Origin of the sequence: Pseudomonas sp. TWP3-2, from assembly GCF_049897765.1 — a bacterium.
Classification (GTDB): Bacteria; Pseudomonadota; Gammaproteobacteria; order Pseudomonadales; family Pseudomonadaceae; genus Aquipseudomonas.
In genome coordinates this window covers 73199-98024 of the sequence record NZ_JAFCWW010000015.1, presented here as the reverse complement: position 1 = coordinate 98024, position 24826 = coordinate 73199, and the positions used below count along the sequence as shown (strand labels likewise).

16 protein-coding genes are annotated in these 24826 nt (G+C 59.3%); 3 read left to right on the top strand and 13 right to left on the bottom strand.

From position 1 onward, the window contains the following. Window positions 1-55: 55 nt before the first annotated feature. The 8 genes from fdhA to ACP7EE_RS20440 form a co-directional block, all read right to left on the bottom strand. A complete protein-coding gene (fdhA, locus tag ACP7EE_RS20475) occupies window positions 56-1255 on the bottom strand; it encodes a formaldehyde dehydrogenase, glutathione-independent (RefSeq protein ID WP_102685723.1) in 1200 nt (399 codons plus the stop codon). Between the two features lie 199 nt (window positions 1256-1454). Then, on the bottom strand, window positions 1455-2312 hold the full coding sequence (gene purU / locus ACP7EE_RS20470; RefSeq protein WP_420647266.1) for a formyltetrahydrofolate deformylase: 858 nt from the start codon (window positions 2310-2312) through the stop codon (window positions 1455-1457). Window positions 2313-2536: 224 nt separating this feature from the next. After that, window positions 2537-3169 carry a sarcosine oxidase subunit gamma gene (locus ACP7EE_RS20465; RefSeq protein ID WP_426205686.1) on the bottom strand — a complete coding sequence of 211 codons (633 nt, stop codon included), beginning with the start codon at window positions 3167-3169 and terminating at the stop codon, window positions 2537-2539. 82 nt (window positions 3170-3251) lie between these two features. Continuing rightward, window positions 3252-6269 (bottom strand): sarcosine oxidase subunit alpha, encoded by a 3018-nt coding sequence (locus ACP7EE_RS20460; RefSeq protein WP_426205687.1) that lies wholly within the window; start codon window positions 6267-6269, stop codon window positions 3252-3254. Further along, entirely contained in the window at window positions 6266-6595 is a 330-nt protein-coding gene (locus ACP7EE_RS20455) for a sarcosine oxidase subunit delta (RefSeq protein WP_420647269.1), read from the bottom strand. The genes ACP7EE_RS20460 and ACP7EE_RS20455 overlap by 4 nt, the downstream gene beginning before the upstream one ends. 29 nt (window positions 6596-6624) lie before the next feature. Next, complete coding sequence (locus ACP7EE_RS20450) at window positions 6625-7875, bottom strand: sarcosine oxidase subunit beta (protein WP_047303829.1); 1251 nt, start codon at window positions 7873-7875, stop codon at window positions 6625-6627. A 20-nt stretch (window positions 7876-7895) separates the two neighbouring features. Further along, window positions 7896-9149, bottom strand: coding sequence for a serine hydroxymethyltransferase (glyA, locus tag ACP7EE_RS20445; protein ID WP_420647270.1), 1254 nt, complete (start codon window positions 9147-9149; stop codon window positions 7896-7898). A 267-nt stretch (window positions 9150-9416) separates the two neighbouring features. After that, complete coding sequence (locus ACP7EE_RS20440) at window positions 9417-10124, bottom strand: TraX family protein (protein ID WP_426236265.1); 708 nt, start codon at window positions 10122-10124, stop codon at window positions 9417-9419. Window positions 10125-10252: 128 nt separating this feature from the next. Here ACP7EE_RS20440 and ACP7EE_RS20435 point away from each other — a divergent pair, with 128 nt between their 5' ends. Further along, complete coding sequence (locus ACP7EE_RS20435; protein WP_420647272.1) at window positions 10253-11293, top strand: low specificity L-threonine aldolase; 1041 nt, start codon at window positions 10253-10255, stop codon at window positions 11291-11293. 251 nt (window positions 11294-11544) lie between these two features. Continuing rightward, on the top strand, window positions 11545-12369 hold the full coding sequence (locus ACP7EE_RS20430) for an SDR family oxidoreductase (protein ID WP_426236263.1): 825 nt from the start codon (window positions 11545-11547) through the stop codon (window positions 12367-12369). A gap of 187 nt (window positions 12370-12556) precedes the next feature. Here ACP7EE_RS20430 and gbcB read toward each other — a convergent pair whose 3' ends face one another. Continuing rightward, complete coding sequence (gene gbcB / locus ACP7EE_RS20425) at window positions 12557-13657, bottom strand: glycine-betaine demethylase subunit GbcB (protein WP_426205690.1); 1101 nt, start codon at window positions 13655-13657, stop codon at window positions 12557-12559. Window positions 13658-13940: 283 nt separating this feature from the next. On the opposite strand from gbcB, the gene gbcA reads away from it, so the two are divergent. Continuing rightward, a complete protein-coding gene (gene gbcA / locus ACP7EE_RS20420; RefSeq protein WP_426205691.1) occupies window positions 13941-15233 on the top strand; it encodes a glycine-betaine demethylase subunit GbcA in 1293 nt (430 codons plus the stop codon). 66 nt (window positions 15234-15299) lie between these two features. On the opposite strand, the gene ACP7EE_RS20415 is transcribed toward gbcA, so the two are convergent. The 4 genes from ACP7EE_RS20415 to ACP7EE_RS20400 all read right to left on the bottom strand — a co-directional run bounded on the left by ACP7EE_RS20415 (window position 15300) and on the right by ACP7EE_RS20400 (window position 23857). Next, on the bottom strand, window positions 15300-16955 hold the full coding sequence (locus ACP7EE_RS20415) for a hypothetical protein (protein ID WP_426205692.1): 1656 nt from the start codon (window positions 16953-16955) through the stop codon (window positions 15300-15302). A gap of 159 nt (window positions 16956-17114) precedes the next feature. Continuing rightward, window positions 17115-18359, bottom strand: a complete 1245-nt coding sequence (locus tag ACP7EE_RS20410; protein ID WP_426236261.1) for a metallophosphoesterase family protein — start codon at window positions 18357-18359, stop codon at window positions 17115-17117. A 25-nt stretch (window positions 18360-18384) separates the two neighbouring features. Beyond that, on the bottom strand, window positions 18385-20253 hold the full coding sequence (locus ACP7EE_RS20405) for a hypothetical protein (RefSeq protein ID WP_426236259.1): 1869 nt from the start codon (window positions 20251-20253) through the stop codon (window positions 18385-18387). Window positions 20254-20404: 151 nt separating this feature from the next. Then, window positions 20405-23857, bottom strand: coding sequence for a GMC family oxidoreductase N-terminal domain-containing protein (locus ACP7EE_RS20400; RefSeq protein WP_426236257.1), 3453 nt, complete (start codon window positions 23855-23857; stop codon window positions 20405-20407). Between the last annotated feature and the right edge of the window lie 969 nt (window positions 23858-24826).

The window sequence follows — 24826 nt, the reverse complement described above, 5'->3', positions numbered from 1 at the left end:
TTTGAGCGAAAAAAAAAGAGCAACCTGACCGGTTGCTCTTTTTCATGGACGCAACTTACGCCGCACTAAACAACTTGTGCGGATCAATCACAAACTTCTTCGGCACGCCCGCATCGAACTCGCCATAGCCTTCCGGCGCCTGGTCGAGGCTGATGACCTGTACGCCCACCACTTCGGCAATGTTGATCCGGTCCCACATGATTGCCTGCATCAACTGGCGGTTGTACTTCATCACCGGCGTCTGCCCGGTGTGGAAGCTGTGGGATTTGGCCCAGCCGAGACCGAAGCGAATGCTCAGGCTGCCCATTTTCGCCGCGGCATCCACGGCGCCCGGATCTTCGGTCACGTACAGGCCCGGGATACCGATCTTGCCGGCGACACGCACCACGCCCATCAGCGAGTTGAGTACGGTGGCCGGCGCTTCGGATTTCACGCCATCGTGACCATGGCCACGCGCTTCGAAGCCAACACAGTCCACCGCGCAATCGACCTCAGGCTCGCCCAGCAACGCAGCGATCTGTTCATGCAGCGGAGTGTCTTTGGACAGGTCGACAATTTCGAAACCTTGAGCCTTGGCATGTGCCAGGCGGATGGTGTTGACGTCACCGACGATCACCACCGCAGCGCCAAGCAGTCGCGCGGAAGCTGCGGCGGCGAGACCGACCGGGCCGGCACCGGCGATATAGACGGTGCTGCCCGGACCAACGCCAGCAGTCACTGCGCCGTGGTAACCGGTAGGCAGAATGTCGGAAAGGCAGGTCAGGTCGCGGATTTTCTCCATGGCCTTGTCGCGATCCGGCAGCTTCAGCAGGTTGAAGTCGGCGTACGGCACCAGCACGTATTCGGCCTGGCCACCGGTCCAGTCGCCCATGTCGACGTAGCCATAAGCACCGCCGGCACGGGCCGGGTTGACGGTCAGGCAGACGCCGGTGTGTTGCTCTTTGCAGGAGCGGCAGCGCCCGCAAGCCACGTTAAATGGCACGGACACCAGATCACCGATTTTCAGGTTCTCGACGTCGGAGCCTTTTTCGATCACTTCGCCGGTAATTTCATGGCCCAGCACCAGACCGGTCTGCGCCGTCGTGCGGCCGCGCACCATGTGCTGGTCGGAGCCACAGATATTGGTTGAAACCACACGCAGGATGACGCCGTGCTCGATCTTCCTGCCGCGCGGATCCTGCATTTTCGGATAGTCGATTTTCTGTACTTCGACCTTGCCCGCGCCGAGATACACCACACCACGATTGCCAGACATGCTTTCACCTCGCTGTTGTTTTTATGGAACCGCGTCGCCCAGGCAGGCAGCGCGTTAAGTGCTCGGGTACAGATGCTGTTTATGTGTTGCTTGTGAGGGCCTCATCGCTGGCAAGCCAGCTCCCACAGAGATTTGTGTCGTTCACAAATTTCGAATCCCCCCCAAGTACTGTGGGAGCTGGCTTGCCAGCGATGGCGGCCTAAAGAACGACAGTGCGATTGGCGTTGAGAAACACTCTTCGTTCGATGTGATACCCAACCGCACGCGCCAAAGTCAGGCCTTCAATATCACGGCCCTTGGCAATCAAATCCTCGGGATAGTGACTGTGATCCACCGCCTCCACGCCTTGGGCAATGATCGGCCCTTCATCGAGGTCGTTGTTGATGTAATGCGCGGTGGCGCCGACCAGTTTCACGCCCTTGTTGTAGGCCTGGTGATATGGCTTGGCGCCCTTGAAACCCGGAAGCAGCGAGTGATGAATATTGATCGCCTTGCCGTCGAGCTTGCGGCACAGCTCCGGCGACAGCACCTGCATGTAGCGGGCGAGGATCACCAGCTCGGCGCCGGACTCTTCGATCACCTGCCAGACCTTGCGCTCCTGCGCGGGTTTGTCGTTCGGATCGAGCGGGAAATGGTGATACGGAATCTGGTGCCAGTCAGCCAGCGGCTTCAGGTCCGGGTGATTGGACACCACCGCTGCCACGTCCATCGACAACTGACCGATGCGCTGGCGGTAGAGCAAGTCGTTGAGACAGTGATCGGCCTTGGACACCATGATCACCACTTTCGGCCGGTAGTTCGGCGCGGTCAGCTCGAAGATCATGCCGAACGCCTGGCCGCGCTCGGCGAGGCCGGCGCGGAAGGATTGTTCGTCGAAACCATCAGGCTGACGGAACTCCACGCGGATGAAGAAACGCCCCGAGAGGCGGTCATCGAACGAGTGGTGCTCGGTGACGTAGCAACCCTGCTCGAACAGAAAACGCGTTACCGCGTCCACGGTGCCGAGGACGCTGGGGCAGTCGGCGGTCAGAATCCATGTGTCTGGGGCGCGGCTCATGGTGCGATGACTCCTGTTCTTTGTGCGGGGTGTCAGGTTTTTCCCTCACCCTAGCCCTCTCCCAGAGGGAGAGGGGACTGACCGAGGTGTTCTGTCGAGTTACGCCGACGTGAGATACCGAGTCGAACTCAGGCCCGGAAACCAGCCGAGATCAGCTCCCTTCCCCCTCGCCCCCTTGGGGGCGGTCCGACGTTTCGGGAGGGTTGGGGTGAGGGGGAAAAATCTCAAGCCTGAACACTAAGCCCAAATTCAGCCGAAGCATCCTGCAACCACAACCACCAGTAATCCGAGAAACTGCGGCGAATCAGCAATTCCCAAGTGTCTTCAGCCGTGTGGCGAATCATCAACTGCGACTTGGCGAACACCGTTCCGACAGCCTTTCCGACCGGAAAACTGTTTGGATGCACGTCATAACTGGTGGATTTCATCAGCACCTGACGCACGTTCGGCCCGCTCAGTTCGAGCAGTTGCTGGCCGCCGCTGACGTTGACGATTGCGATGTGCAGATCACCCAGCGCTTCACGCAGTTTCTGTTCAGCGGCGAATTCCTCACCGCTCGGCACGATCAGCAGCCACTCATCCGGGCCCATCCATTGCAGACTGCTTTCACCTTTGACGATCACGCTCAGCGCGCCGGGCAATTCGATGCCCAACGCCTTGTGCACGCCGGCAGCAAATGCAGCGTCATGACCATCACCACGGATGGTCAGATGGCCGAGCAGTTTCTTCTCACGCACGGTCACGCCAGCGGTCTTGCGGCCCTTGCCGACCAGGCTGGCGAGGTCGGCGTGATGCAGCGACGACTCGGCCTTGGCCCCGGTGGACGGGCGTTGTTGGTAAACGTTGGCTGTGGTCATAAAACACCTTCCTGAATTCTGTTGGTTCCTGTGGGAGCTAGCCTGCTAGCGATTGGCAGCCCACCCACAGGACTCGAGGCCATCAAATATTCTGCCGATCACCTTTCGGATCGAAGAACACCGAAGAAACGATTTCCGCCTCGATAACGCTGCCATCCGCCAACGGTGCGAACACCCGCTCGCCGATGCGCTTCAGACCACCCTTGACCACGCCCATGGCAAACGAATAACCGAGGGAGTTGTGCGCGTAGCTGGAGGTCACGTGGCCGACCATGGTCATCGGGATCGCCTGCTTGGTGTTGAACACCAACTGCGCACCTTCCGGCAGCCACTTGGTCGGATCGATCGGCTTCAGGCCCACCAACTGCTTGCGCTGCTCACGCACACAATCTTCGCGATTCATGCCGCGCTGGCCGATCCACGAGAACGGTTTGGTACGACCGACGCACCAACCCATGTTCAGGTCGTCCGGGGTCATCGAGCCGTCGGTGTCCTGGCCGACGATGATGAAACCCTTCTCGGCCCGCAGCACGTGCATGGTCTCGGTGCCGTATGGCGTCAGGTTGTACTGCTTGCCGGCTTCGACGATTTTCTCCAGCACGCCCATGGCGTAGTCGGCCTGCACGTTGACTTCGTACGACAGCTCACCGGTAAACGAGATGCGGAACACCCGCGCCGGCACGCCACCGACCAGACCTTCTTTCCAGGTCATGAACGGGAATGCTTCGTTGCTCAGATCAATGTCGGTGACGGCGCTGAGAAGCTTGCGGCTGTTCGGCCCGGACAGGGTCATGGTCGCCCAGTGGTCGGTAACGGAGGTGAAGTACACCTTCATGTCCGGCCATTCGGTCTGGTGGTACAGCTCCAGCCATTGCAGCACGCGCGCTGCGCCGCCAGTGGTGGTGGTCATCACGAAGTGGTTGTCGGCCAGACACGCCGTCACACCGTCGTCGAAGACCATGCCGTCTTCTTTGCACATCAAACCGTAGCGCGCCTTGCCCACATCGAGCTTGGTCCAGGCGTTGGTGTAGACGCGGTTGAGAAACTCGCGAGCGTCCGGGCCTTGAATATCGATCTTGCCCAGGGTCGAAGCGTCGAGCAGGCCAACACTGTCGCGCACGGCCTGGCATTCGCGTTTGACGGCGGCATGCAGATCTTCACCGTTTTTCGGGAAGTACCACGGACGTTTCCACTGGCCGACGTCTTCGAACTCGGCGCCGTTTTTCAGGTGCCATTGATGCAGCGCGGTGTAGCGCACCGGCTCGAAAATGTGCCCGCAATGCCGGCCAGCGATCGCGCCGAAAGTCACCGGCGTGTAGTTCGGACGGAACATCGTGGTGCCCATCTGCGGGATGGTTACGTTCAGCGAACGGGCGGCGATGGCCAGACCGTTGACGTTGCCAAGCTTGCCCTGATCGGTGCCGAAGCCCAGCGCGGTGTAGCGTTTGACGTGCTCGACCGACTCGAAACCTTCGCGGGTCGCCAGTTCGATGCCAGCGGCCGTGACGTCGTTCTGCAGATCGACGAATTGCTTCGGTCCGCGTGTCGTGCCTTTTTCATGCGGCACCTGGAACAGTGCCAGCGTCGGTTCTTCGTGACGGCTCAACGCTTTAGGCAAGGTGCCCTCGACGACGCTGAAGCCGGCTTCGCTGGCCGCGCGAGCGCCGCCTTCAAAACCATCGGCCAGCGAATCGCCGAGGCCGTAAACGCCGTTGATGCCACCGACACACACGCGTTTCTGCGGTGCTTCGCCCGGTACAAAACCGAGGATGTCTTCGCGCCAGGTCGGCTTGCCGCCCAAGTGCGAAGCCAGGTGAACTATCGGGCTGTAACCGCCAGAGCTGGCGACCAGATCGCAGTCGAGCCATTCACCGGGGCTGGTGACTTTGTGTGCTTTGACATCAATCGCCGCGATGCGCGCAGCGGTGACACGTTTGGTGCCACGGGCCTCGATCACAGCGCTGCCGGTGAGAATGCGAATGCCTTTGGCGCGTGCTTCTTCCACCAGTGCACCACGCGGATTGCTGCGGGCATCGGCAATCGCCACCACTTGCAGGCTGGCGTCGAGCCAATCCAGAGCGACGCGGTAGGCGTGGTCGTTGTTGGTGCTCAAGACAAGCTTTTTGCCCGGTGCCACGCCGTAGCGGCGCACGTAAGTCGAGACTGCGCCGGCGAGCATGTTGCCCGGCACGTCGTTGTTGCCGTAGACCAGCGGACGCTCGCAAGCACCGGTCGCGAGAACCACGCGCTTGGCGCGAACCCGGTGGATGCGCTGCCGCACCTGGCCGATTGGCGCACGGTCACCGAGGTGATCGGTGAGACGCTCGTGAATGGTCAGGAAGTTGTGGTCGTGGTAACCGTTGACCGTGGCGCGCGGCAACAGCAGCACGTCCGGGGTGTCCTTCAATTCGGCGATGACGCTGGCGACCCATTCCACCGCAGGCTTGCCGTCGAGGCTTTCGCGGGAATCAAGCAGGCTGCCGCCGAACTCTTCCTGCTCATCGGCGAGGATCACGCGAGCACCGCTGCGCGCAGCCGCCAGAGCAGCCGCCAGACCCGCCGGGCCACCGCCTACGATCAGCACGTCGCAGTGCTGGTTCATGTAGTCGTAGGTGTCCGGATCGTTCTCGGTCGGCGAACGGCCTAAACCTGCGGCCTTGCGGATGTACTTCTCGTAAGTCATCCAGAACGATTGCGGGTACATGAAGGTTTTGTAGTAGAAACCCGGCGGCATCAGCTTGCCGCCGACCTTGCCGAGAATGCCCATCATGTCGTTATTGACGCTCGGCCAGCCGTTGGTGCTGGTGGCGACCAAACCTTGATACAGCGCCTGTTGCGTGGCGCGCACGTTGGGAATCTGCGTGGCTTCGGTGGCGCCGATCTGCAGCACCGCGTTCGGCTCTTCGGCACCGGCGGCGAAGATCCCGCGTGGACGCGAATACTTGAAGCTGCGGCCAATAATGTCGACGCCGTTGGCCAACAATGCAGCGGCCAGCGAATCGCCTTCGAAGCCTTTGTAGGTCTGGCCGTTGAAGGTAAAGCTCAGCACTTTATTGCGGTCGATCCGTCCACCGTTGGACAGGCGATTGGTCTGGCTCATACCTTCTCTCCCAGCGCCGTCGTGGCTGTTTTCGCAGCGTCAGCCTTGTCGGTGAATTGCGGCTTGCTGCCGATCTTGTAGGTTTCGAGAATCTCGTAGGTCACGGTGTCGCGGGTGACGTTGAAATACTGACGGCAACCGGCGACGTGGTCCCACAGCTCGTGGTGCAGACCGCGCGGGTTATCGCGGAAAAACATGTAGTCGCCCCACTCTTCATCAGAGCAGGCGTTCGGATCCAGTGGACGCGGAATGTGCGCCTGGCCGGATGCATGGAATTCCTCTTCGGAGCGCAGTTCGCCGCAGTGAGGACAGAAGATATGCAACATGGGGTTTCTCCTCTTTATCAGGTCGACGGTTAGTGGGCGACGGCCGCAGCGCCGTGTTCGTCGATCAACGCACCGTTGTGGAAACGGTCGATGGAGAAAGGTGCGGCCAACGGGTGCATTTCACCCTTGGCCAGGCTTGCGGCAAATACGTTGCCCGAGCCGGGAGTAGCCTTGAAGCCACCGGTGCCCCAACCGCAATTGAAGAACATGTTCGGTACCGGGGTCTTGGAGATGATCGGGCAGGCGTCCGGGGTGGTGTCGACGATGCCTCCCCACTGGCGGTTCATGCGCACCCGCGACAGCACCGGGAACATCTCGACGATTGCCTGAATCGTGTGTTCGATCACCGGGTACGAACCACGCTGGCCATAGCCGTTGTAGCCGTCGATACCGGCGCCGATCACCAGGTCGCCCTTGTCCGACTGGCTGATGTAACCGTGCACGGCGTTGGACATGATCACGCTGTCGATAATCGGTTTGATCGGCTCGGACACCAGCGCTTGCAGCGGGTGGGATTCGATCGGCAGACGGAAACCGGCGAGTTTGGCCATGTGTCCGGAGTTACCCGCCGTCACTACGCCGACGCGCTTGGCGCCGATGAAGCCCTTGTTGGTTTCCACACCGATGCACACACCGTTTTCCTTGCGGAAACCGATCACTTCGGTCTGCTGGATCAAGTCCACACCCAAGGCGTCGGCGGCACGCGCGAAGCCCCAGGCCACGGCATCGTGACGAGCCACGCCGCCGCGCCGCTGTACGGTCGCACCGAGTACCGGGTAGCGAGTGTTTTTCGAGCAGTCGAGGTACGGAATTTCGTTGGCCACTTGCTCAGTGTTGAGCAGTTCGCCATCGACACCGTTGAGGCGGTTGGCGCTGACCCGACGCTCGGAATCACGAATGTCCTGCAAGGTGTGGCACAGGTTATAGACGCCACGCTGGGAGAACATCACGTTGTAGTTCAGGTCCTGCGACAGGCCTTCCCAGAGTTTCATCGCGTGTTCGTACAGATGCGCCGACTCGTCCCACAGATAGTTGGAGCGCACGATGGTGGTATTGCGCGCGGTGTTACCGCCGCCCAACCAGCCTTTCTCGACCACCGCCACGTTGGTGATGCCGTGTTCTTTCGCCAGGTAGTAAGCCGTGGCGAGACCGTGCCCGCCGCCGCCGACGATGACCACGTCGTAGACCTTTTTCGGGGTCGGCGTGCGCCACATTTTCTGCCAGTTCTCGTGATGGCTGAGCGAATGTTTGAAGAGGCCGAAGCCTGAATAGCGTTGCATAGTCATGTACTCCAGAACGCTCAGCGATAAACCGGGAAGTCAGCGCACAGGGCCGAAACCTGCTGGGCAACATTCGCTTCGACGTCGGCATCACCGAGGTTGTCGAGGATGTCGCAGATCCAGCCGGCCAGCGTCACGCACTGGGTCACCTTGAAGCCACGCGTGGTCACCGCCGGGGTGCCGATACGCAGGCCGGAGGTCACGAACGGCGACTGCGGATCGTTCGGTACGGCGTTCTTGTTCACGGTGATGTGCGCACGACCGAGGGCGGCATCGGCGTCTTTGCCGGTCAGGCCCTGACGGATCAGGCTGACCAGGAACAGGTGGTTATCGGTGCCGCCGGACACTACATCGTAGCCACGTTTGATAAACACGCTCGCCATCGCCTGAGCGTTGTCGATCACTTGTTGCTGATACGCCTTGAAGCCCGGCTCCAGCGCTTCCTTGAAGCACACGGCTTTACCGGCGATCACATGCATCAGCGGACCGCCCTGGGCGCCGGGGAACACGGCGGAGTTGAGTTTCTTTTCAATCTCTTCGTTGGACTTGGCCAGGATCAAACCACCACGCGGGCCGCGCAGGGTTTTGTGCGTAGTGGTAGTAACCACGTCGGCGTACGGCAGCGGATTCGGATACAGACCCGCGGCGACCAGACCGGCGACATGGGCCATGTCGACGAACAGCAGCGCCCCGACCTTGTCAGCGATCTGGCGGAAGCGCGGGAAATCCAGAGTCTTGGAATAAGCCGAGAAACCGGCGACGATCATTTTCGGCTGGCACTCGACGGCGAGACGCTCGACTTCGTCGTAATCGATCAGCCCGGTTTTGGTGTCGATGCCGTACTGCACGGCGTTGTAGAGCTTGCCCGAGGACGACACTTTGGCGCCGTGGGTCAGGTGACCGCCGTGAGCCAGGCTCATGCCCAGAATGGTGTCGCCCGGCTGGATCAGCGCCAGGTACACGGCACTGTTGGCGGAAGAACCGGAGTGCGGCTGGACGTTGGCGTAATCGGCGCCGAACAGTTGCTTGGCGCGTTCGATGGCCAGCGCTTCAACCTTGTCGACGTGCTCGCAGCCGCCGTAGTAGCGCTTGCCCGGATAGCCTTCGGCGTATTTGTTGGTCAGGCCGCTGCCTTGCGCTTGCATCACGCGTTTGCTGGTGTAGTTCTCCGACGCGATCAGCTCGATGTGGTCTTCCTGACGTTGCTCCTCGGCATTCATCGCCGCCAGCAGTGCATCGTCGTAACCCTGGATCTGGTCTTGCTTGCTGAACATCGCGTCTCTCCCGGCGGCGGCGGTGCGCCATTCGTATCAGTGAGGCCCTCGCCTTGCGGCAGTGCCCTTTGATGCGATGGTATGACCGGCGCCGGGAGTTCAAATGCCTACGGACGCCACGCAAAGGTGCGTTTACGACATGGCGCGAAATGGCTGAGCGCCCACACTCCCCAAATCCACAAAGATCCCCTGTAGGAGCTGCCGCAGGCTGCGATCTTTTGATCTTGCTTTTTAACATCCAGATCAAAAGATCCCCTGCGGCAGCTCCTACAGGGTTGAGCGCACGGCCAGGAGGATCAGGAAATGCGCGGGATACAGCGCGTACGCCCAGCGGCGCATGGCTGGCGGGCGCACGGATGTGGCATGTCGCAACAGGAACATTCCGAGCAGTGGCGCGAACAGACAAGTGGCCAAGCCGATAATGGCAACGACATTGCCGAATCGCGCCGATTCGAACAGCACCTGCCATTGATTTGCCGCCAGACAGATCGCACCCGGCAGCAGGCTGAAATACCAGGGTTTGCGAATCACCAGCAGCATCGCCAACGGCAACAACACCCCGAAAAACCCGAACATCAGTCGCTCCGGGAACAGCGCCGCCAACAGCAATGCGCCCACCGCCAGCAGGCGTGCTACCAGCGACGGATCCTGCCAACCGCGCGCCACGAGCAAGCCCAGCGCCAGCGTCGGCATGACGTTCAACGTGTCGGGATCAGGAATGTACAACCGGTAAGGAATCTCGCTGAGCGCACTGAACACCAGTAACCAGCCCAGATACCGCCATTCAGTTTTCCGCGCGCCGGCCCGGGCCAGATTCGCCGCCATCGCCAGACAAAACCACGGGAACGCCAGACGTCCCGGCACAAACAGCCAATCGGCGCTGATCCCGACATATCGCAGGTGATCGAGCAGCATGCTCAACAGCGCCAGCCACTTGAGCAGATCGAGCGCGCCGTCGCGTTGGCTCAGGTGCATAATCGCCTCGCGTCCCTGTAATGTTCTGTCAGCGACATCCCGTGTGCTCCCCGGATGATCTTCGGTAAAGTGCGCACCATCATTGACCAAACGAAGCGCCACAAGCGCCTCGATCACGGAAGCCGGCCATGACCGACAAGAGCCAACAATTCGCCAGCGACAACTATTCGGGTATCTGCCCGGAAGCCTGGGCCGCCATGGAACAGGCCAACCACGGCCACCAACGCGCTTATGGCGACGATGAATGGACCGCACGCGCCTCGGATGATTTCCGCAAACTGTTCGATACCGACTGCGAAGTGTTCTTCGCCTTCAACGGCACCGCCGCCAACTCGCTGGCCCTGTCGTCGCTGTGCCAGAGTTACCACAGCGTGATCTGCTCGGAAACCGCCCACGTCGAAACCGACGAATGCGGCGCGCCGGAATTCTTCTCCAACGGCTCCAAACTGCTGATCGCCGGCACTGAAAACGGCAAGATCACCCCGGCCTCGATCCGCGAAGTCGCGCTCAAGCGCCAGGACATTCACTACCCGAAACCGCGCGTGGTGACCCTGACCCAGGCCACCGAAGTCGGCAGCGTCTACACCCCTGAAGAAATCCGCGCCATCAGCGCCACCTGCAAAGAGCTGGGCCTGAACCTGCACATGGACGGCGCACGCTTCTCCAACGCCTGCGCCTTCCTCGGCTGCTCGCCTGCCGATCTGACGTGGAAGGCCGGTGTCGACGTGCTGTGCTTCGGCGGCACGAAAAACGGCATGGCGGTCGGTGAGGCGATTCTGTTCTTCAACCATAAACTGGCGGAAGACTTCGATTACCGCTGCAAACAGGCCGGGCAACTGGCGTCGAAGATGCGCTTTCTGTCGGCACCGTGGGTTGGCATCCTCGAAAACGACGCCTGGCTCAAATACGCGCGCCACGCCAACCACTGCGCGCAATTGCTGGCCGAACTGGTCAGCGACATTCCGGGCGTCGAACTGATGTTCCCGGTACAGGCCAACGGCGTGTTCCTGCAACTCTCGGAACCGGCCATCGCCGCCCTGACCGCACGCGGCTGGCGCTTCTACACCTTCATCGGCAAGGGCGGCGCGCGCTTCATGTGCTCGTGGGACACCGAAGAAGAACGCGTACGCGAACTGGCGCGTGATATCCGCGAAGTCATGTCCGCCTAACGCTGATCCCCTGTGGCGAGGGGATTTATCCCCGTTCGGCGGCGAAGCCGTCGTAAAACCAGAGAACGCGGTATTTCCTGACAAAACCGCGTTCTCTGGATTTGGGGCCGCTTCGCAGCCCAACGGGGATAAATCCCCTCGCCACAAAATCCCCTCGCCACAAAAACACAGCCATTCCTGCCGCGTCAGCCTCTTGGTCTACATTGTCTGTCGAGCCCTCCGCTCACAGAACAATAAGCAGGAGCATCGGCATGTCGCTAAAAGGCAAAACCCTGTTCATCACCGGCGCCAGCCGTGGCATCGGCCGTGAGATTGCGCTGCGTGCCGCCAGGGACGGCGCGAATATCGTGATAGCGGCCAAAAGTGCCGAGCCGCACCCCAAGTTGCCCGGCACCATTCACAGCGTGGCTGCAGAAGTCGAAGTCGCTGGCGGCAAAGCCCTGGCGCTGCAACTCGATGTACGCGATGAAGACGCAGTGCGAAAGGCGCTGGCGCAAGCCAATGAACATTTCGGCGCGATCGATGCACTGGTGAACAATGCCGGGGCGATCAAACTGACGGGTGTGCAGCACATCGAACTCAAGCGCTTCGACCTGATGCACCAGATCAACACCCGCGCGGTGTTGCTGTGCAGTCAAGCCGCCCTGCCCTATTTGAAGAAATCCGCCGGGCACATTCTCAACCTGTCGCCACCGCTAAATCTGGCGAGCAAATGGTTTGCGCAGTACAGCCCTTACACGGTCACCAAGTACGGCATGAGCATGCTCACGCTGGGGATGAGTGAGGAATTTGCCAATTACGGGATCAGCGTCAATTCGCTGTGGCCGCAGACGATGATTGCCACGGCGGCGATCGAATTTCAGTTGGGGAATAGAGAGTCGTTCAAACACGCGCGCACGCCGCAGATTATGGCGGATGCGGCTTATGTGGTTTTGAATAGCACCGGGCGTGGGATTACCGGGCGGTTGTTGATTGATGAAGAAATCCTGCGGGAAGACGGTGCGACCGAGTTCGATCATTACCGCTTTGAACGGGAAAGCGAGGCGGCACTAATGCCGGATCTGTTCATCGACTGAAAAAACCCCTCACCCTAACCCTCTCCCAGAGGGAGAGGGAACTGACCGAGGTGTTTATTTGAGGTACCCCGACGTGAAATACCGAGTCGAACTCAGGATCTGAAAAGCATACAGATCGGCTCCCTCTCCCTCGGGAGAGGGCTGGGGTGAGGGGTGAGCCTGGCGCAGGAGTTAGCCTCACCTCCGGTCAGAAATCGATCCGCACATCCCCTTTAGGCACACTGCAGCAAGAAAGAATGTACCCCTCAGCCTCATCATCCTCAGTAATCCCGCCGTTATGCTCCATCTCCACCTCGCCCCCAAGCTTGAGCACCTTGCACGTCCCGCAAATCCCCATCCCGCAAGCCTTGGGAATCATTAACCCAACTTTCGCAGCCGCCGCATGCACCGTCTCACCCGGTGCCACCCGAATGCTCTTGTCTGAAGAGGTGAACTCGACCAAGTGCAGATCCGCCGTCGGTACTTCGGGTGCGTCAGCAGCCTGCTCCGCCTGCTCCACCGCATCGGCACGCGCCTCTGGCGGTGTCGCGCCGAAGGATTCCTCGTGATAACGCTTCATGTCATAGCCGGCGTTTTCCAGCAGACGCTTGACCGCTGTCATGTAAGGCGTCGGCCCGCAGCAGAACACTTCACGCTCAAGGAAGTCCGGCACCATCAGTTCGAGCATCTTGTGATTCAGATAACCGCGATAACCAGCCCAAGGCTCGCCCAGACCGTGCTTCTCGCAGATCAGGTGCAGGCTGAAGTTGTCGATCCGCGACGCCATGTGCTCCAGCTCGCGGTGGTAAATGATGTCTTTCGGTGAGCGCGCGCTGTGGACAAAGGTCATGTCGACGTTCGCGTTGGTGTCGTAGAACCAGCGCGCCATCGACATGCACGGGGTGATGCCCACGCCGCCGCTCAGGTAGAGGACTTTCGGACTGGGGAAGTCCATCGCGTTGAACAGCCCGACCGGCCCGTGCACTGCCAGCTCCTGGCCTTCATGCAGCGTGTCGTGCAGCCAGTTGGACACCTTGCCGCCCGGCACCCGCTTGATGGTCACCGAAAAGCTGTACGGCACCGACGGTGAACTGGAAATAGTGTAGGAACGCATGATCGGCTGGCCTTCGATTTCCAGCTCGAGGGTGACGAACTGCCCCGGCTTGAAGAAGAACAGAATCGGCTGATCGGCCATGAAACAGAAGGTGCGCACGTCCCAGGTTTCCTGGATGACTTTGACGCAACGGACGATGTGTCGGCCATTGGCCCAGGTCTGTGTGGTGACCGGATTCAGGAAGCTGTTGGACATGCTGTTCTCCACGGCCGACTGTCGGCCTTCATGTGGCGATTCTGCGTATAGCGCAGACGGCCCGTTTACCTATCCGCGACATTGACATACTTATCGCGACCAGCCCCCAGCCACCGGGGGTTGCGCGTCGGGAACAGATTGCATCATGTCGCCCATGGATAAGGTTCGCGCCCGCGCCGGCCCCACACTCGGCTCCAGACAAAACAGATTCTTTACACCTTGCGTTGCAGCTCTGATCAGCCACTTTCGCCGGCCACACAGAATGGCCTTGAGGATCACATCGATGGACACCGCAAAAATCAGCCTGGGCGATCCGCTGGAACCCGCACGCAAGGCCACCGCACAGATGCTGCAAGAGCGTGAGCGCACCTTTTCGCTGCCGCAGCCGTTCTACAGTGACGAGCGCCTGTTCGATATCGACATGCAGGAGATCTTCCAGAAAGAATGGCTGATCGCCGGCATGACCTGCGAGATCCCGGCCAAAGGCAACTACCTGACGCTGCAGATCGGCAAGAATCCGATCATCGTGATTCGCGGCGCCGAGGGCGTGGTGCATGCGTTCCACAACGTCTGCCGGCACCGTGGCTCGCGCCTGTGCACCAGCGAGAAAGGCAAGGTCGCCAAACTGGTCTGCCATTACCACCAGTGGACGTATGAGCTGGACGGTCGCCTGCTGTTCGCCGGCACCGAAATGGGCGCCGACTTTGACATGAAGCAATACGGCCTGAAACCGGTGAACGTGAAGACCGCCGGCGGCTACATCTTCATCAGCCTGGCCGAGAATCCACCGGCCATCGATGACTTCCTGTCGACGCTGAACCACTACATGGAACCGTACGACATGGAGAACACCAAGGTGGCGATCACCACCACCTTGATGGAAAAGGCCAACTGGAAACTGGTGCTGGAAAACAACCGCGAGTGCTACCACTGCAACGCGTCGCACCCGGAATTGCTCAAGACCCTGCTCGAATGGGACGACGTCACCGACCCGCGCGCTGATCAGGCGTTCAAGGATCACGTCGCCGCCTCTGCCGCTTCCTGGGAAGCCGAGAAGATCCCTTACGCCCACGCCAGTTTCGGCCTGCGCAACCGCATCGTGCGCATGCCGCTGCTCAAGGGCACCGTGTCGATGACCCTCGACGGCAAACAGGGTTGCGCCAAACTGATGGGGCGGATCAAGAACCCGGACCTCGGTTCGATGCGCATCCTGCATCTGCCGCACTCGTGGAACCACTGCATGGGCGATCACATCATCGTCTTCACCGTGTGGCCGATCAGTGCGCAGGAAACCATGGTCACCACCAAATGGATCGTGCACAAGGACGCGGTCGAAGGTGTGGATTACGACGTCGAACGCATGCGCCAGGTGTGGGACGCCACCAACGATCAGGACCGCCGTCTGGCCGAAGAAAACCAGCGCGGCATCAACTCCACCGCCTACCAGCCGGGGCCGTACTCGAAGACCTATGAATTTGGCGTGGTGAATTTCGTCGACTGGTACAGCGAGCGGTTGCTGAGCAATCTTGGGGCAGAGCCTGCGCCCTACCTGAAAGGCGTTCCTGTTCAGGGCTGAACCGACCCACAGGGCAAAAAAACCCGCAGACGTCATTTGACGCTGCGGGTTTTGCATTTCCATGCCTTACGGCGCCATGACTCGCATGCTGGAAACCTTGCCATCCAACTGGCTGCTCGGGCCACCACGAATGATGCGGTAAGCACCACCGTTGTGGTTGCGTTCGAAGCTGGCCACTATCACAGGGGTGGTGATGTCACTTAAAACGTCTATCCGGGCATAACCCTGGTTTTCATTCACATTCTTATTGCCGTACACCATAAAACTGGTGCCGGCCTTGGCCTTTACGATTTTCGCGGAGCGCGCGTCATCATTTTTACAGCTGCCGCCAAAATTGAACGTGTGAGTATTAGCCAGCGTCACGGTGCAAATAATATTCTGGGTGGCCGAATTACCTTCATAAAGCACAACACTCGCATCGCGAAAGTCTCCCGGCGCTGGTGTTTTCCCCACCGAGATACGCGAAACCTTTCCATCCAGACCGTTATTGTGAATATGTGTGACCTTGATATCGGCATTTTCAAAGTTGGCCTCGAAGCTGCCAAGTTTTACTGACTCGTTAATACCAATGTCGCGTTTTACATCAACAAAAGTGTAGTCATCACTGGCGCTGCCACCGGGCGAGTCGTACAGGCTGAGGCGCGTACCCTTGGCAACTCCACGCAGTTGCAGAGAACGCGACTCATCTCTTTCACAGCCCCGCCCCGGCAAGCTGAAGTCAAGATCCTGGCCCGCCGGAACCACGCAGACAGTGTCACCTGTCTGGTCCACATGGCTTTTTTCATAGAAGTAGAAGCCACCCTGAGTCAGGGCAGCAGCGTAGGGAAAGGCGTCCCCCGTCTGATTGAAATCAATCGTCATAAAGCTTGGTGCAGTGCGTTTGCCTAATGCGCTCGCACAGTGGTTGTCCACTCGCCGTTCCAGCCACGTCAGATTGTTATCCGTAGTACCCGCGTGCGCTGCGGTTGCCCCCCATGCGTGAAATTGATTCATCACAAACAGTCGCGGCCAATTTTTGAATCCGACTGCATCTACAGTCGGATAGTAATTCGTCCAGCGCGACGGGCAGCTCCATTCATGCTTGAGCGAAGTAATGCCCAAATCCCAGTAGTTCTGGCTTTCCCATTTGTTATCGAGCAGTACATTGACGCTCTTGCCATTGACCGGATACACGCCGTCGTGCCTGTCGGTAAGGATCACCAGGCGCTTGCCACTGCCGATGATTTGTTCCAGCGTCGGCCAGGACGCCGAATTGCTATAGGCCGCCGGGTCGAATACCCAGTCAGCTAACCCAGGCACCTGGCTGATCGCGCGAGTCATGCTGGCCTTCTCCACGCGAGTCTCCAGCAACAGTGTCACCACGGCGTTGGGATTACTGCGCAGGAACGGCAGAAACACATTGTTCAACGCATCGGCAAACTTGGTATTAGTACCGATATTGCAAGCACCCGGGTCTTTAGGGGTATGGCACAGATAAGCATCCGCCTCGCCGCCCGAAGTGCCGGGGTGCAAGTCCAGCATGAAACCACGAACGCCCCGGTTGAGCTGAGTACGCATGTCATCCAGATAACCGTTGTGCGCCGTCACCCACGAGTATTCGTTAAACGGTTTTTTGAAGTTATTGATGCCCGGAGCTGTTTCAGCCGCGGACAACGACAAAGAAGTAAGCTGAGCACTCAACAGCCCCAGCGCTAATGCAGTATTTTTGATCGCGTACATCATTCAATCTTCCATGATACAAGTTCCAGCAATCGAATTACCGCTGGCAACTTATTAACCGAAAAATTAAACAAGACGTATATCGAAAATACACTTCAGAATATTGTTATCAATTTGAACAATAAAAAGTGCGCCTTGATCGGCGCACTTGGGTTAAACACATTAGTTAGATCGCCAACGAACTTCTCCGTTCTCGGCGATAAACTCCTCAATGATATTTTCTCCGACCAGCCGAACTTTCACATACCCATTCAACACCCGATCCGGATACGCCGGGTCCTGCGCACTTTGCGTCTCCGACCACAACACCCGCAAATGCCCGTCCAGTTCACTGGCGTTGCCGTAGGGAATCGCCCCATGCCCGGCACAGCGTGCCTGCAGTCCGCCCTGCTGCGCGTAAACAATGCCGTTATGCAAATGCCCCCAATACCAATAATCCGGCTCACGCCCCAGCGCATCGCACACCGGTTGGTACAGCGCAGTCTTGTTGTGCCCGGAAATGTCGAAGCCCTGATGGTGGCTGAGCACCATGATTTTTTTGCGCTTCGGCAACCCCTTCATCCACTCGATCTGCGGTTCGTTCAGCGTGCCATCCATGTACAGATTCAAGGCGTCAGAGGCATAGGCCGAATCCAGTCCGACCACCAGCCAGTCATCGTTGTACAACGCAAAGTAACTGGTGCCCTGTTGCCCCGGAAAACGCTTGGCCAATTCCTTGAAATAGCCGTGGGCGCCGCTGTACATCTCGTGGTTGGAATTGAGGGTGAACGAGCCATGGGTGCCCATCGGCCAACCGGCCATGTCGACATCTTCCTGGGAATGGCTACCGGCGTAATACACATCCCCCAGATGCACGGTGAAATCGGCTTGGGCCAGTTGCATCTGATTGGCCACCGAGACCGCTGGCGCATGGCTGTCGAACGGGCCGGTGCCCCAATCTCCGGCGATGGCCAGCGTCACTTCGCGATCCATTTTCACCAGCACCGGATCGGTGCCGAAAGTCGCGTGGTGACGCAGGTTTTCGATCCACTTCAGCAGCGCTTCGCTCCACAGCAGATCAAGCAACTCCCACTTGCGACAACCGAGCAGACTGCCGTCCTTGAGCACGCGGGTTTGCAACTCGGCGGTAGATTGCGGCAACGGCGTGGCATTGCCGATGCGCAGGATCGACAAGCCGTGGGCCAGTTCCCACGGCACGCTTGGCTCGTCGTCGGGCAACTCGCCATGTTTGAGCACGTAGTGAGCCTGATCGTGACCGCGCTGCAGCAAACTGATGATCGCCTTGAACTCCTCCGGTTCGAGTTCGCTGATGAGCTTCATCCAGGCCATTTCCATGCGCGTGAACAAGCCGTGCAGCCGCAGTTTGACCTTGTCGTATTCGTGTTCCCAATGACTGACCAGTGACATGGCGTATTCCTCTATCCGTAAGGGTTCACAGGGTTTTCATGAATTCGATCAGTGCGCGCTTGTCGACGTCCGACAATTGCGTGCCGTACAGGTGACCGCTGTTGTGGTTGCCCTCTTGGCGCGTGTCGTAGTTGAAGTCGGCCGAGGCTTTCGCCTGGGCGCCGCTGCTGACGAAACCGACGTTGACCGGGTCGTAGATGTCCGAACCGGTGATGAACGCCTGCGGGCGTTTGTCCGGTGTTTGCAGCAAGTCCCACAGGGTCGGCACCGAGCCGTTGTGCAGGTACGGCGCGCGCAGCCAGATACCGTCGGTGGGTGTGTTGCTGTAGCTCTGGGTTTTGCGATACGCGCCGAAGTCGAACGGTGGCTTCTTGAAGCTGTGGAACGCGGCGACCAGCCCGGTAGTGAATGAGTTGAGCCGATGCGGATCGGTGCCCAACTGATCGATGTTAGTGGTCACTTGTCCGGTGTCGGCACGGCCGAAGTCGTGACAACCGGCGCAGTTGCTTTCCCAGATCGGTTTGCCCTGCGCGACTTTGGCTTGATCCAGCGCCCACGGCCACGCCGGCGGTTTGCGCCCAAGCAGCCAGTTGGTCACACGGTTGAAGCTCGGCGGCAGCACTGATTCCGACGTTGCACCGACGGCCATCGCGGCGGCGTAATTGCGTTCGTGGATCTTGTTGTTATTGCCGTCCCAGTGCAGGTACATCGATTCGCGGGGTTTCTGGTTCCACACTTGCGGCAGATCGACGGTGCCGATGGTCGAGTCATCCGGGAAGCCGAACACCACCATTTTCGTCGGGTTGAAGGTGTCGGTACGCCCCGGGCCCTGTTGTGGGCGCAGCTTCTGCCAGGCGTAGGCTTGCTTCTGTTTGAGCAGCGCACTTTTCGCCATCGGCATGATCAGGTAGCGGTTGTAGAGGCGCTCGAAAAAGCCCAACTGGAATTTGGCATTGATCGCGGTCATGAGTGCGTCAGTGGTGAATTTCGGATCGCTGGCGCAATCGTAGGCGAACCACTGGAAGGCTTGCAGTTGCAGGGTGTTGGCCGGTGCACTGGCGACATTCACCGCGACGTCGCTGGCATTCGCACGATAGGAACCGGTGTGGCACAACGCGCAGTTCGGCTCGACCGAGGGGTAACCGATCTGTCGCTTGGCCATGCCGATTGGCAGGTCCTTGCCATTCTCGAACAGGAAGCCGAAGACTTCCCAGCCACCGGGTTTGGGCATTTTTTCCGGGCACATCTGCGGCAGCACAGCGAACAGGTAATACGGGATTCGCGCCTCGATACCGAGACCGATGGCGGCGTATTTGTAGTGGTCTTCGTCGGAGGCGTATTGCTGTTCCGGCACCACGCGCAGCATCTGATACCAGGTCTGGTAGCCGATGAAGCCCAGCAACAGAACCACGACCAGAGTGCCAACCTTGAACGCATGGCTCTGCCAGCGCCGCGCCCAACCGGCGCGCCATTCACGCCAGCCGTCACACAGCAGCGCCACGGGCCGATTGGCCGGTGTGTTGCCCAGGTACAGGAGGATGCCGAGGATCAGGAAAAAGCTCAGATCACCCATCAACATCGGCACGAATACCGAGCCCTGATTGCTGGTGTTGATCAGATAGATCCAGAACGCCACGGCGATCAACCGCGTCAGCACACACAGCCAGGAATGCACCACATAGCGCGGCGCGTTTAAGCCTGACGGCATGTACAACACGCTGATGCCTACCAGCAGCATCCCGGCGTTTTCCAGCCACGGATCGGAGAGTTGCGGCGGCAGGCCGACCACCGATGTGAGCAACCCCGGCGCGAACAGCGCAGGGATCGCGAACACCATGTTCATGGCGATGCCGATCCAGATGAAGCGTTGAAACCAGCGGATGTAGCTGTCCATATTGTCCTTGTCCTTAGAGATGCAGCGCCTGAAAGATTGCTATCGCTGGCAAGCCAGCTCCCACAGGTCTAGAGGTGTTCACAGGATTTGTGCCTGGCACCATCCAATGTGGGAGCTGGCTTGCCAGCGATGCAGTCGACTCGGTCCGAGATCAGCCGAGGGCCGTTTTCTCCAGGTGTTCAAGGATGATCGGATACACGTCGACCACTGCGTTCTTGCCGAACATGCAGTCGATATGCCCGTAGCCCGGCACCACGTGCCGGCTGTAGCGCTCCGGTCCATGGACATCGCAGACGCGCTGGTAAGTCTTCAGCGTGCTTTCCGGCAGATAGCACTGGTTATCGGCGCCGCTGATAAAGCAGATCGGCATGCTCAACCGCTCGAAGTGCGGCATGTACACATCCTGCCCTTTGAAATCCACCAAATGGCCTTTGCGCACGATCAGCGCCAGGTGCTCGAAAGTCTGAATGTTCGACTCGCCGAACAACTCGTGCAGGTTGTCGTGCAGGGTTTCATTCAGGGTGTCGTGGCGGTACAGCGAGGCGTACATGAAGGTGATGCGGTGGCACACCGGGTTGGTGCAATAGCCCTGCGCCTCGATTCGAGCGTAGCCGTTGAGGGCCTTGTCGTAGAGCTTGTTGAACCAGTTTTCCTTGCTATCGGCGTAAGCGGTCATCGACTTCACGCCAATCGCATCGAGCATGCCCGGCAGGTGCAAACCGGCCTTCAGGCCCGTGGCAGTTGCCACCACCGTGTCAGCGGCAATCTGCGAACACACCACCGAACGCACACCTTGCAGGCCGGCCAGCAGCGACATGAAAAACGTCGTCGCGCCGTAGCAATGCACCACGCACTGCACGTCTTTGGCCTGCGTCTGTTGCTGAATCTGCGCGATCGCAGCCTTGAAGTCGTACTGGGCGATCTGGTCGCCATTGCATTCCTTTTTGCTCGCCGGCAACAGAATGCTCACGCGGAAGTCCAGCAGCCACACGTCATAGTCGTGCTTGCACAGGTATTCCAGCAGATTGGTCTGGATGGTGTCGGTGGAGAAGATATTCGAACCCACGCCCAGCCCATGCACCAGCATCACCGGGCCTTTGCTGCCGGCCTGATAGCGCGTCAGCCGCAGCTCGACGCCGTCCTCGGTGGGGAAGAAATGCACGTGCGGCGTCGGCGCATCCAGCGGCCGTTTCAGACGTGGCGGTGCGTCGGGGTTGAAGTAGATATCCCCGGCAAACACCCCGCCGTAACTCTCCCAGAGAATCCCGGCAAAGAACTTGCCGAACCGCGCCAGCCCTTCGATACGCTCACGCTCATTGCGCGCGTTGAGCACTTTCATGGTGGTCATCTGTTTGGCGAAATCGGTCGGTTTGATGTGCATCACCCCCGAGCCGATAACTTCGCCGGACTTGTCCGGCCCGCGATACAGCGTCACATAAAGGGTGCTGGTGTCGTGCCAGATATTCAGCACGCCGTTGTCTTCCGGCACGGTTTTGAACGCGCTGAAAAAGTAGTCGCTGCCATCCTCGGCGGTCAGTTTCATGTCGTATTTCATGTGACGCGTATCGACCTGCTGCTCGAATTGTTCGAACAGATTGAACACGCCGTTGCTGGCGGTCAGCGGCTCTGGCGACAACGCTGGAGCGATGACCGTGCCGACGATGGTTGCGGCGTGTTCCGGCTCCTTGATCATGCGGTTCAGGTCGTTGGCGGTGATGGTCAGGGTGAAATCGATCGGCGAATTGTCCGCCTCACCGCGTTTGGCAGCGGCTTCATAGACTTTAAGATCGGTGCTCTGCGCGCCAGTGAATGCCTCGGAGAAATAGCCTTTCATGGTCTCGGTGAACTGCACGCCGAGGGTCGGTGGCACTGCCGGTTTGCGCGGCGCCGACGGCAAGGTGTAATCGATTTCCCAGCCTCGATCAGCGGCGAGCAAAGCCATGTTGCGCTCGCTCACGGCAGAGATGGTCAGCAACGGATTGACCGCCAGCGACGTCGGGATCACCGCGCCGTCGGTCACGTAAAGATTGGCGTACACATCGGTGCCGCTGGCGCCGCTGAACACCTGGCCTTTGTGGTTGACCACGCCTTGCACCGCGTCCGCGCCCATCACGCAACCGCCGAGCGGATGCACCGAGACGATGCTGTGCTTGAGCAACTTGGTCCAGATCGGGTTTTCCACCCAGATCCCGCCCAACGCTTCGGTGCTCTGGTGCAAACGCTGGTTGCCGAGCTTGACGTTTTCCTGCTCGCCGACGCCCGGCCAATCGATGCGCAATTGATCCTTGCTGTCGAGCAGCATCCGCCCGTTGCCACTGTCGTGGCTCATGATCAGATAGGTCTGCAGGTTGTGCAGCGCACCGTAATACGGACCGCGCAAAAAGCTCTCGGCTTCGCGCGCCTTGTACTTCACTTTGGCGCTGAAACTAGTGTCGGTCGGCTCGCCGATCATCTCGGCAAAACCGGCCATCGCCGGCACCATTGGCCGACCAAGCGCGCCGGGGATCGAGCCTTCTTCAATCACCATGCGACTGCGCCAGTCGCCTTCGGTGCGCATGTCGATCACCGAGGTGATGCACGGGCCGACCGGGTGCAGTTCCTTGGCCGGGTGTGCGCCGAAACCGATGCCGTTGATGGTCTGTTCGCAGTTGTGGCCGAAGCCGAGGATGTCACCGTTGCCGCTCATGTTCTCGCCGAGCTGAGCGGACATCGCCAAGCCTTTGTCCCGCGAGCGCAGGAGAATTTCCGTGGAGCCGAGGGTGCCGGCCGACACCACAACAATGTCGGCTTTGACGAACAACGTCGGCGCATCGAATTTCTCGCGGCCGCTGTCCAGATACTGAAAGTGCACGATCCAGCCGTTACCGTCGCGCTCCAGATGGCGCACCTGGGCCTGACAGAAAATCTCCGCGCCATGGTTGCTGGCGTCCGGCAGGTAATTCATTAGCGTGGTGTTCTTGGCCTTGTTGTTACAGCCCGAAACGCAGTCGCCGCACTGGTTGCACGGCAGTTGCTCGACGCCGACGTGGTTGAGGTTGTTCGGCAGTTTGTCGAAGGTCACGTTGATCGGCGGCTTGTAGAAATGCGCGCCTTGCTTGAGGAAGTCCGCGGATTTTTTGTTGGCATCGAGTTTCGGCAGATTTGGCGCAGTGCTCGGGTATGGATTGGGTTTGAGCATTTCCCGGGCGCGGGCGTAGCCGTCCTTGAGCAGCGTGTCGCGGTGTTCGCGCACCTCCAGCGGCCAGCGCGGATCGTCGAACACGCCCGGCTCCGGTTCCAGCGCGACGTTGGCATTGATCAGCGACGTGCCGCCCAGACCGCAACCGACCACCACGTTTTGCTGCGCGTTGACGTGCAGGTCGAACAATCCGGTGCGTGAACCGATATGCCCGTCCGGGTCGTGCACCTGCAGTTCTTCAGTGGCCGCGATCATGGTGTTGGGGTATTCGCCGGGCTGAATTTCCCGGCCACGTTCCAGCAGGCAGACCTTTTTCCCCGCTCGGGACAGGCGCGACGCGGCAATGCCGCCGCCATAGCCGGAGCCGATAACGATCACGTCGTAATGTTCTTTGATGGCGCTGATGGGCGTAGCGATCCGGGTCATGAGGTAGTTCCTCTATCAGGCAGATGAGGGCAACTCTGCGGTTGCCTGCAATCAATGGGCGAACGAGCACCTGGCCACCGGCAATGCGCGGCGGCAGAACAGCAATGTGAAAGTGATCGGGCAGCTAGAGGCGGGCGCGTTGATTGGCGGCGCGACGCAACGTGCGCTGACGGGAAATCGGGGGCGGGCTGTGTGGCGGGCTATCCATCACGCGTTCTCCGTGAACCAGATGTGGATAAGTGACGGCTGTCCTTGTGCCATTGCAGTGAAGACAGCGGTCCGATCTAAGTCAAGGCAGGGGTTTAGAACTGTATGAAATGTGATCAATAGCGGTTTGGACTATATACAGCGGGGCTTGCAGGGTTTGGTGTACAAGTTATCCACATAGATACCCTCAGGTAATGGGGACAACTGTGGGTAACGTGCAAATCAATCGGTGGATATGTGTAGAAAAAGCGTGACTTATTCAGAAGCAGGGTTTGCCGAGTGGATTGATTGTTTTTTGATCGAAGCTCTGGGAGCACCGTTCTACTTGGCTTATAGAGGATAGCGAACACGTTATCCACAGAAGCACCAACAGAGATCGGGGGTAACTTTTGGTGGGCTGTGGAAAAGTGCTGAAGGCTTTGAGATTTAAGAGCTTTGGCGCGTTTTACAGGGCTGATCGAGTGGATTGCTCATTTTTCAACCAGCACACTGAAAGCCACGTTATATATGGCTCTCAGACAATAGCGAACATCTTATCCACAGAAGCGCCAACAAAGATTGTGGGTACTTTTAGCTTTGTGGATGGTTTGATATCTGCTTGCCCTCACCCCAGCCCTCCCGAAACGTCGGACCGCCCAGAGGTAGAGGGGGCCTACGGTGGTGAACTTGCGAGGTACATCGACCTGAGCGTTCGCCGCGACCTTAAACTGGCTAAAGCAAGGCAATTGAAGCCTGGCAACCCAAGGCCACCGCGAAGTCGCA

Excerpts from the sequence above, each read along its gene's own strand:
- ACP7EE_RS20400 (WP_426236257.1), bottom strand. The coding sequence starts at position 23,857 with ATGACCCGGATCGCTACGCCCATCAGCGCCATCAAAGAACATTACGAC.
- ACP7EE_RS20410 (WP_426236261.1), bottom strand. The coding sequence starts at position 18,359 with ATGTCACTGGTCAGTCATTGGGAACACGAATACGACAAGGTCAAACTG.
- ACP7EE_RS20415 (WP_426205692.1), bottom strand. The coding sequence starts at position 16,955 with ATGATGTACGCGATCAAAAATACTGCATTAGCGCTGGGGCTGTTGAGT.
- ACP7EE_RS20435 (WP_420647272.1), top strand. The coding sequence starts at position 10,253 with ATGACCGACAAGAGCCAACAATTCGCCAGCGACAACTATTCGGGTATC.
- glyA (WP_420647270.1), bottom strand. The coding sequence starts at position 9,149 with ATGTTCAGCAAGCAAGACCAGATCCAGGGTTACGACGATGCACTGCTG.
- ACP7EE_RS20405 (WP_426236259.1), bottom strand. The coding sequence starts at position 20,253 with ATGGACAGCTACATCCGCTGGTTTCAACGCTTCATCTGGATCGGCATC.
- fdhA (WP_102685723.1), bottom strand. The coding sequence starts at position 1,255 with ATGTCTGGCAATCGTGGTGTGGTGTATCTCGGCGCGGGCAAGGTCGAA.
- gbcA (WP_426205691.1), top strand. The coding sequence starts at position 13,941 with ATGGACACCGCAAAAATCAGCCTGGGCGATCCGCTGGAACCCGCACGC.
- purU (WP_420647266.1), bottom strand. The coding sequence starts at position 2,312 with ATGAGCCGCGCCCCAGACACATGGATTCTGACCGCCGACTGCCCCAGC.
- ACP7EE_RS20455 (WP_420647269.1), bottom strand. The coding sequence starts at position 6,595 with ATGTTGCATATCTTCTGTCCTCACTGCGGCGAACTGCGCTCCGAAGAG.
- gbcB (WP_426205690.1), bottom strand. The coding sequence starts at position 13,657 with ATGTCCAACAGCTTCCTGAATCCGGTCACCACACAGACCTGGGCCAAT.
- ACP7EE_RS20440 (WP_426236265.1), bottom strand. The coding sequence starts at position 10,124 with ATGCACCTGAGCCAACGCGACGGCGCGCTCGATCTGCTCAAGTGGCTG.
- ACP7EE_RS20430 (WP_426236263.1), top strand. The coding sequence starts at position 11,545 with ATGTCGCTAAAAGGCAAAACCCTGTTCATCACCGGCGCCAGCCGTGGC.
- ACP7EE_RS20465 (WP_426205686.1), bottom strand. The coding sequence starts at position 3,169 with ATGACCACAGCCAACGTTTACCAACAACGCCCGTCCACCGGGGCCAAG.
- ACP7EE_RS20450 (WP_047303829.1), bottom strand. The coding sequence starts at position 7,875 with ATGCAACGCTATTCAGGCTTCGGCCTCTTCAAACATTCGCTCAGCCAT.
- ACP7EE_RS20460 (WP_426205687.1), bottom strand. The coding sequence starts at position 6,269 with ATGAGCCAGACCAATCGCCTGTCCAACGGTGGACGGATCGACCGCAAT.